The following is a 7,020-nucleotide window of genomic DNA, read 5'->3' on the forward strand; positions in this document are numbered from 1 at the left end:
CGGCATCGTCGAAACGATTTATGGCGATCTGCTCCAATTGCGGGCTGGCTACTACGCCAAGATCGATCGACCCAACTGAAATTTCCTGCCAGCCGTTTCCGCATGTTCCGGCTAGCCTTTGCCGGTGGCGCTTTGTAGCTGCCCCGGCCCTTTATTCGTAGACACCGGGGAGCGACCAGCACCACCTGCGACCACACCAGCAGGGGCGCTCCCACACGGTCTTTGGCCGGCCGATCGCCATGCGAAAACCTTGAAACATCCGCCGGCGCAGCCGCCCGCCCCGCAAGAGACGGGCGGTTTTGTGGTTGTGAGGCCGTGACAAACTTCCCACGGTGGGAGGTCCATGCGCATCGCTAGAGAGGTCGGAGACAAATTGCCAAGTATTGGCAATTTGGGGCCACCGCCCTCTACGCACTCGCCGCCCCTCCACGCCCGAACCTGTTTGCGCCATCCCATTGATTTCCCATCATAACGCAAAATTGCGTCACGAGGTCTCCCCAGTTTTGGGGACATCCCTCGACAACCCTGCATCGCGGTGCGACACTCAGCACGCGTTGCTTGGGAGGCTTTCATGGCTAAATGGATCGTTCTCGCAGTCGGGCTGCTACTCATGGCTAATGGCTTCTACACACGGACCTATGACTTCCCGAACGAAACGCCTGTCAGATATTGCTTCAACATGGATTACGTCGGCATCGATGGCTGCTTTCATAACGCCGCGGTCCCAACGCTAATGGCTTTGGTTCCGTTCTTGATCGGCGTCGGACTTGTTATCTGGTCAATCTTCCGGGCGATGGGAAGTTCCCGCCAGCGCAGTGATGCTCGGTGATTCTCGTCCAATGACCAGGTCACGTAAGAAAGTCCCCATCACCGGCATCACGACCGCAGACAGCGACAAGGCGTTCAAGAAGCGCGAACATCGCCGCGAGCGATCCGCGGTACGCGACGCCCTGGCCACCGGTTCGGAGCCGCCACACCCGAAAGGGTTCGGTGATCCGTGGGATGGCGACAAGGACGGGAAGCGTTACGTGACGGGCGGTCAAGCAACCGTCTTGCGGAAATGAGGCGCCGCCCCTCCATATCCCAGGTAAATCATGTCCGCCAAGCCCATCCTCATCTACCGCCTCACGCCAGCCCAGATCGACCTCATCGATCGCTTGGCCTCCAGCGACGACGTCCATATGGACAGACTCGCCTACCCGGACTTGGTGGCGTATCAGGAATTGGAGAAACTCGGTTTCGTCGAAATGCGCGTTGAGCCCCGAAAGAAGATCAAGATTGCGATCACCGCCCAAGGGCGTCAGGTGCGGGCTGCCAGGTACATCTCCAGCAAGCCGGTCGTTCGCCTTACTGGACCGCAATTCCTTGCAATGTGCCTGCTCGCTGAAAGGCCGCGGTCCTACAACGATATCCCCGCCTCCATGAAAGACACTGTGCGCCGACTGCGGCTGCGCGGCTGGGCAACCGTGGAGGAGGATGCCGAGGGGCGGTTCTGGACCGCGTTGTCTGCTGAAGGATGGGAGATTGTGGATCTGCTGGACTAGGAACGCCTCGTATTGCCATGACGCAGATCAAACAACAATGCCCTCAAAACGTGTATCTTTGGGTCTTACCACCGTGGGACCGGGAATGCGCGATTTGTCGGTTGATGTCTTTGCCGCCGGGGAGAAGCGTCTCCTGGCGATCGTTCCAGTGAAGGTTCGGGCTTCGGGCCAAGGCGGTCAGCCGGCAAGCGACGCCGAAATAATCGCAGAAGCAATGTGCGCCCTCCGCGAAACTCGGCGATTTTCGGACAGGGAAATCGAATCGTTCCGCTACAAGACTAATAGGACTACGCCTGCGGCCGGTGACCCAGCCGATACCGACGCCCGGACAGATGCGGTGGTGAATTTGCCCAAAGAACGTGAGCCGGTCGAGGTTTATAGTCAGCGGCCTGCCCCCCCATGCGGATCATGATGTTCATCGGGATCGATGAGGGCGGGCCGACTGGCCGGAGTAACATCGGTCCCCGAATACCCCCTCAGGCGCCGTCCGATTTTCCCCAGCCCAACTTACGGCACAGCTCTTCACCCGCGCCGATCGCTTCCTTTTGCGTCTTAAAGGGGCCGGCCAAGTAGTGCGACATGCCGCGGAATTCGACTAGGACGCCCTTATTCAGCACGTCATAGACAATGTGCATTCCAATCTCATACTTCATCAAATCACCTCCTACCCTCAATACGGCCGGCGGCGTAATCGGATCAAATCAATCAGCTCGTTAACCCAATGAATTGAGGTTAATCAGGAAGAAAATGGGGCCTCTCCCGGCTTCACCTTGACCCCTCCTGAAATGAGAACTCAATAGGAACAAAGCCCGCCGAGCGGACACTATTCCTATGAGGTGACGCATGTCGACCAAAGCCGCCCCACAACAAAAAGTAGACGCCGTCATTGAGGAAGACGCTGTCGCGCTGTTTCTCGACTGGCTGCCAGAGAGGCGTGCCCATGGATACCGGGTGAAGCGCGTTGAGGCACTGGCGCGAGGTGATGTTCGTCGATGATGGGATTGGGGAGGCGGGCGTGAGGCGAAGCCTCGGGTCGGAGCGCCGGTCGATCCGGCGCATCGGCCCCATCGTCCAAGGCAAAAGCCTCCCTCAGTGGAGAGGCTCGGCGTCTTCGGCGGCGATGGGCGCGGCCAGTTCGGCGCGGGCCTGTTCCAGCTCGGCCTCGATCTGAGCGCGCTCGGCGGGGTCGCAGTGGTTCGCTTCGCGGCGCAGTTCTTCGATGTGGTTTTCGAGGGTCATCGTCATCGTCGTCATCTCCTTGATGATGTGAAAGATGACGCCCGGGGTCGTGAGGGTCGGGCCGGGTCAAGGATCGCCGCAGGCGACCGGCGGAGCCGGCGAGCGGAGGAACCAATTTTCTGAAGGCGCCCTTCAGGGCGGCGGCTGAAAATTGGAGGTGCCGCGAAGTGCTTGAGGCGGCGCGGGCGTCACGGCATGATTGGCGTTCTGAGCAGACAGACCTTCCTCTCGTGGGGCACCCGTCAGGTGGGGACGCGGTTCGACGCCCGTTTTCGCGTCTTTGTCGCTAAAGCCGCTGAACTGGCCTGACGATGCCGGCCCCGATTGCTCGGGGCCGCTCGCTCATCGTTCAGTTCGGGTTGTTCCAGAGGATGACCTTCTTGGTCGGATCGCCGCCCGGAGCCTGGGCTACGTTTCCGAAGATCACGCCGATCTCGGGGGCTTCCAGTTTGACGGAGAGGTATTCCTCGCCGGTCTGGCGGGCCGTGCGGGCCCACGCGGCGCCGATCTCGAAACCCGTCTTGCGGTGGATGACGCGGAAGTCAGGGGCTTCTTCGCTCGACTTCTGGGCATTCGGGACGATGGCGATCGGGGCGTTGACCCGGATGGTGGCGAAGACGCCTTCGAGGATGCCGTCGTTCTTCTGGGTCAGGGTTGCGATCGTGGTGGCCATGGTGCTGTCTCCTTCGGTTCCATCGGGACCGTTCCCGATGGCGGCAAAGGAGAGGGCTGATCTGCTGCGGTCAGCTCGGCGGAAAATTTTGCAAAATTCGATTTGCCGCCAAAGCGGACAAACCGAAATCGAATTTTGCAAAAATTTCTGTCGAGTCTTACCCCTTCAGGGGTTGGCCGCAAAAGCAGGCAGTCCTCTACAAAGTCGGCATCAATGGGAACGGGCCGGATGGAACCGGAGCCGATGCCTGCCGTGGCGTCCCGACTTGCAGCCTCTCCGCCAGAGTCCAGTCCTGCTCGTGGATGCGCCTTTGCCTGTCGGTCTGCCGGCCATTACCTTCGCCGCTCTTCCCGCACGACCACCCCGCGAGGGCGCTCCGGGGTGCCGACGTCATCGCAAGCGCCCGGCGTTCGACGGCGTGGCTTGGGACTGGGGTGAGACGTGCAGCGGGTCCGATATGCCGCGTCTCGACCCGGATGGAGGTCTTCGAGACAGGCATTATCTTCCGCATCGGTCCAGGCCAGCGCCCCGGCCGCGAAGACGGCACGAAGACGATCTTTCTGCACACGACACCGGAGAGGCCGAGCGGACTGGCCGCGCAAGGGGCCGGCTTCCTTACGGGCGGCGGGAAGCCACCGGGATCATCGCGGCAAACGTCGGCGTGCTGTCGGCCGGCCGCGGGCGGGCACGACGTCCGCCGAACCGTCGCGTCATCGCCCATTGGCGAGATGGCGTTCCTCGTCGGTCATGCGCGCCTCGATCCGCCCGACGAGATCCCGGCCAGCGTTGCGCAGCATCTCCTGCCAATCGGAAACTTTTCGAAGCGTGAACTTCGCGCTGCGCATCGTGTCGTAGACGACGCAGGGCGAGCCGGCCGCCGCAAGGCGCAGCATGTTGAGGCAGGTTCCCGGCGAAGCGCCATCCCAGACCATCAGCCCGTAATCGGCGCGCCACGCCATCTCGCGGTCTTTCTCGGCATGGAAGGCGTAGCCATGCGCGCCTCCCGGCGCCGGCCGGTGATAGGCCGCCCAGTCGCCGAGATTGTTGGGCGGCTCGCTGCCGGCATGGAAGACGCCGACATGCTCATAGCCATAGCCGGCGAGCAGGCTCTGCGCCTCCGCCTCGGCTCCGGGCGCATCGCCAACCAACACGCCATGCTCGGCGGCGATCATCGCACCGATGCGCGCGATCACCGGTTCCGGCAGTTCGAATATGTCGCGTGATCCGACTACGAATATCATCGCCATGGTCGCTCTCCTTTTTCTACCAAAAGGCCTCCCCCTCCCGGCCCACCTCTCCCTCTAGGCCAGCGCATCGTCTCGAAGGAGCGGAACGGCGAAGCCGTTCCGCGGGCCGGCAGCACTAGGCCGATGTCAAATATTGACATTGAGGTGCTGGTGCGGGAAAATCCGCCTCGACAATTCCAACCGGGAGGGCGCTGCCATGACCAGCAGCCTGCATGTAAGTTTGCCCGATGAAATGCGCGCCTTCGTCGACATGCGCGCAAACGGCAAGAACCAGTACACGACGCCGAGTGAATATGTGCGCGCGCTGATCCGCGAAGACATGGCGCGCGAGGAAGACCGCCGTTATGCAATTCGCTCCTTGCTGAAAGCGGAGGAAGAGTTCCGGCGCGGGCAGGTGCGGCCCCTGTCCGCCCTGGATGCCGTCGACGCGGAACTGGACGAAGAGCTGCGGTAGTGGCTCCCCACATCCTTATCCTGCCGACGGCGTTGGAAAACTACCGTCTGGCGATCCGCGAGACGGCGCGGATCTGGTCGCCGCAGCAGGCGAAAGCCTATGGACGCCTGCTTCGGAAAGGCTTCGAGGAGATCCCTGAAGCCTATGCCCGTGTGCGCATGAAGAAGGACGAGCGGGTGGGCCATTCCCTGTTCCGCCTCCACAAGATCGAGCATCACTATGCTGCCTATATCGTGGTGGAAGACGCGACCTTTGTCGTCGCCGCCGTTCTCCACGAACGGATGGACATTCCCGCGCAGCTGCGCATCGTCGAACGATTGACGGACCGCGAATACGAGGCCCTGATGGGGCACCCTCGCCCGAAACTTTAAAGCCGCTTCGACGCCGGGCTGAATGCCCGTCGGAAAGGAGCCTGAAGAGAGAGAGAGAGAGAGAGAGAGAGAGAGAGAAAGGGCGCTCACGCGCCCTCTCCCTTCAGTTCCCAGACGGTGATGCCGAAGCGGTGGGCCTTGTCGCGCAGGTTTTCGGTGATCCCCGAGCCGGGGAAGATGATGACGCCGGCCGGCATCATGGAGAGCATCTCGTCGTTGCGGCGGAACGGGGCGGCCTTCGCGTGTTTGCTCCAGTTTGGCTTGAAGGCGATCTGAGTGACACCGCGAGATTCGGCCCAGCCCGCCGCGATGCGTTCAGCGGGCAACGTAAACTTAACGGAACGTGGAGCTTGATTGGCGATGAAGAGGCATGACAAACCGTGATCCGCTCTACCGCCGCCACCGCTTTCCTGCTGAAATCATCGCCCACGCGGTGTGGCTCTATTTCCGCTTGTTTCGTCACCGTTAAATTTACGATGCCGTCGATAGGCCTCTCGTCGATCGTGGCCCATGAATTGTACTTCGGGGCGCATAAGAGTGCGAAGGTCCAGCACAATCTGGAAACCCTACGCTTGCTGTTTGCGGATTTTCCGATCCTTGATTTCGATCAGCGCGACGCCTTTACAGCTGGGGAGGTCCGGGCAGTTCTCGCGGTAAAGGGAACCCCGATCGGCCCCTACAACGCCTTGATCGCCGGCCAGGCCAAGGCCCGCGGCCTGGTGCTGGTCACCAACAATCTCGACGAGTTCAACCGGGTGGACGGCCTGCGTGTGGAAGACTGGTCCGTCGATCAAGGGGCGCCCAGCTAAAATCGGCATCGACGGCGCGAACCTGCTGCAATTGACGTGCGCAATGTGCAACGCTGGCCTGCGCACAAAGGGACTTCTGCAGGGCGGAAGCGATTGGCATATTGAGCCCATGAGGTTCGCACCTCCTCCCGCGAGCCTCACAGCGCCGGCGATCCACTCCTCCTCCCGGGATCGCTTGCATCGGATCGGCGGCACTCCTCCTCCCAGTCGCCGATCACAGTTTGAGAAGCCTGCCGCACCTCCTCCCGCGGCAGGCTTTTCTGTTTCCGGTTGTCGATTGGGGTTGGCAGGCGCAGCCATCGGCAGCCTGAACTCAGTCCAGCCTGCTGACGTGGCGGCTGGACGTGCGCGCACCTGCAAAGGCTGTTGCGATCTTCATCATGAACGTCTTGCTGAACCGGCCGATGGTGTTGCCATGGAACTGGTCAGGTCGCAGGGTCCGAGCAGGTGAAGAATGGAACACCGTAGAGGGGCACGTTCTGATCTTCGGAAACGAAATGCGCATCCCGGCAAGCGCCTGCGCCATGAGGAGGTGATCGAACGGATCGCGATGATGAACCGGCAGTCCGGCCAGCGCAACCAAATGGGCGTCGGAAATATCGAGGCTGTCAACGGCGGAGTAAAAACCGGCCACGGGGCGGAGCAAAAGTCGGCCACTGCGGCGCCGGCCTGAGACCGCCGGG

Annotated in this window: 11 protein-coding genes and 3 pseudogenes; 8 read left to right on the forward strand and 6 right to left on the reverse strand. The window is 61.6% G+C overall.

Annotated features, from left to right (window positions below):
• Positions 1-571: 571 nt before the first annotated feature.
• The 3 genes from EXZ48_RS33785 to EXZ48_RS33795 are packed head-to-tail and all read left to right on the forward strand — an operon-like array spanning position 572 to position 1,544.
• A complete protein-coding gene (locus EXZ48_RS33785; RefSeq protein ID WP_130521418.1) occupies positions 572-829 on the forward strand; it encodes a hypothetical protein in 258 nt (85 codons plus the stop codon).
• A 10-nt stretch (positions 830-839) separates the two neighbouring features.
• Positions 840-1,064: a hypothetical protein gene (locus EXZ48_RS33790; protein ID WP_130521421.1), complete on the forward strand. Its 225-nt coding sequence runs from the start codon at positions 840-842 to the stop codon at positions 1,062-1,064.
• Between the two features lie 30 nt (positions 1,065-1,094).
• Entirely contained in the window at positions 1,095-1,544 is a 450-nt protein-coding gene (locus EXZ48_RS33795; protein WP_024270302.1) for a hypothetical protein, read from the forward strand.
• A gap of 476 nt (positions 1,545-2,020) precedes the next feature.
• Here EXZ48_RS33795 and EXZ48_RS35175 read toward each other — a convergent pair whose 3' ends face one another.
• Positions 2,021-2,197 (reverse strand): hypothetical protein, encoded by a 177-nt coding sequence (locus EXZ48_RS35175; RefSeq protein WP_165909510.1) that lies wholly within the window; start codon positions 2,195-2,197, stop codon positions 2,021-2,023.
• Positions 2,198-2,387: 190 nt separating this feature from the next.
• Here EXZ48_RS35175 and EXZ48_RS35180 point away from each other — a divergent pair, with 190 nt between their 5' ends.
• Positions 2,388-2,540 (forward strand): hypothetical protein, encoded by a 153-nt coding sequence (locus tag EXZ48_RS35180; protein WP_156031922.1) that lies wholly within the window; start codon positions 2,388-2,390, stop codon positions 2,538-2,540.
• A 93-nt stretch (positions 2,541-2,633) separates the two neighbouring features.
• On the opposite strand, the gene EXZ48_RS35185 is transcribed toward EXZ48_RS35180, so the two are convergent.
• The 3 genes from EXZ48_RS35185 to EXZ48_RS33810 all read right to left on the reverse strand — a co-directional run bounded on the left by EXZ48_RS35185 (position 2,634) and on the right by EXZ48_RS33810 (position 4,703).
• Entirely contained in the window at positions 2,634-2,789 is a 156-nt protein-coding gene (locus tag EXZ48_RS35185) for a hypothetical protein (RefSeq protein ID WP_165909511.1), read from the reverse strand.
• A 343-nt stretch (positions 2,790-3,132) separates the two neighbouring features.
• Positions 3,133-3,456 (reverse strand): DUF736 family protein, encoded by a 324-nt coding sequence (locus EXZ48_RS33800; RefSeq protein WP_023517350.1) that lies wholly within the window; start codon positions 3,454-3,456, stop codon positions 3,133-3,135.
• 710 nt (positions 3,457-4,166) lie between these two features.
• Positions 4,167-4,703 (reverse strand): hypothetical protein, encoded by a 537-nt coding sequence (locus tag EXZ48_RS33810; RefSeq protein WP_130521423.1) that lies wholly within the window; start codon positions 4,701-4,703, stop codon positions 4,167-4,169.
• A 196-nt stretch (positions 4,704-4,899) separates the two neighbouring features.
• On the opposite strand from EXZ48_RS33810, the gene EXZ48_RS33815 reads away from it, so the two are divergent.
• Entirely contained in the window at positions 4,900-5,157 is a 258-nt protein-coding gene (locus tag EXZ48_RS33815; protein WP_050746515.1) for a CopG family transcriptional regulator, read from the forward strand.
• Positions 5,157-5,528, forward strand: coding sequence for a type II toxin-antitoxin system RelE/ParE family toxin (locus EXZ48_RS33820; RefSeq protein ID WP_023517354.1), 372 nt, complete (start codon positions 5,157-5,159; stop codon positions 5,526-5,528). Before EXZ48_RS33815 ends, EXZ48_RS33820 begins: the two co-directional genes overlap by 1 nt.
• Before the next feature lie 86 nt (positions 5,529-5,614).
• On the opposite strand, the pseudogene EXZ48_RS33825 reads toward EXZ48_RS33820, so the two are convergent.
• Positions 5,615-5,848 (reverse strand): annotated as a pseudogene (locus EXZ48_RS33825) (SLOG family protein); the annotation flags it as partial.
• 50 nt (positions 5,849-5,898) lie between these two features.
• Between EXZ48_RS33825 and EXZ48_RS33830 the strand changes: the two are divergent.
• A pseudogene (locus EXZ48_RS33830) lies at positions 5,899-5,979 on the forward strand (IS6 family transposase); the annotation flags it as partial.
• Positions 5,972-6,337: a type II toxin-antitoxin system VapC family toxin gene (locus EXZ48_RS33835; protein ID WP_245462434.1), complete on the forward strand. Its 366-nt coding sequence runs from the start codon at positions 5,972-5,974 to the stop codon at positions 6,335-6,337. The pseudogene EXZ48_RS33830 and the gene EXZ48_RS33835, both read left to right, overlap by 8 nt.
• Before the next feature lie 425 nt (positions 6,338-6,762).
• Here the strand turns inward: EXZ48_RS33835 and EXZ48_RS35715 are convergent.
• Positions 6,763-7,020: pseudogene (locus EXZ48_RS35715) on the reverse strand (hypothetical protein); the annotation flags it as partial.

The organism is Shinella sp. JR1-6, from assembly GCF_004284735.1.
In the GTDB taxonomy this organism is placed as follows: Bacteria; Pseudomonadota; Alphaproteobacteria; order Rhizobiales; family Rhizobiaceae; genus Shinella.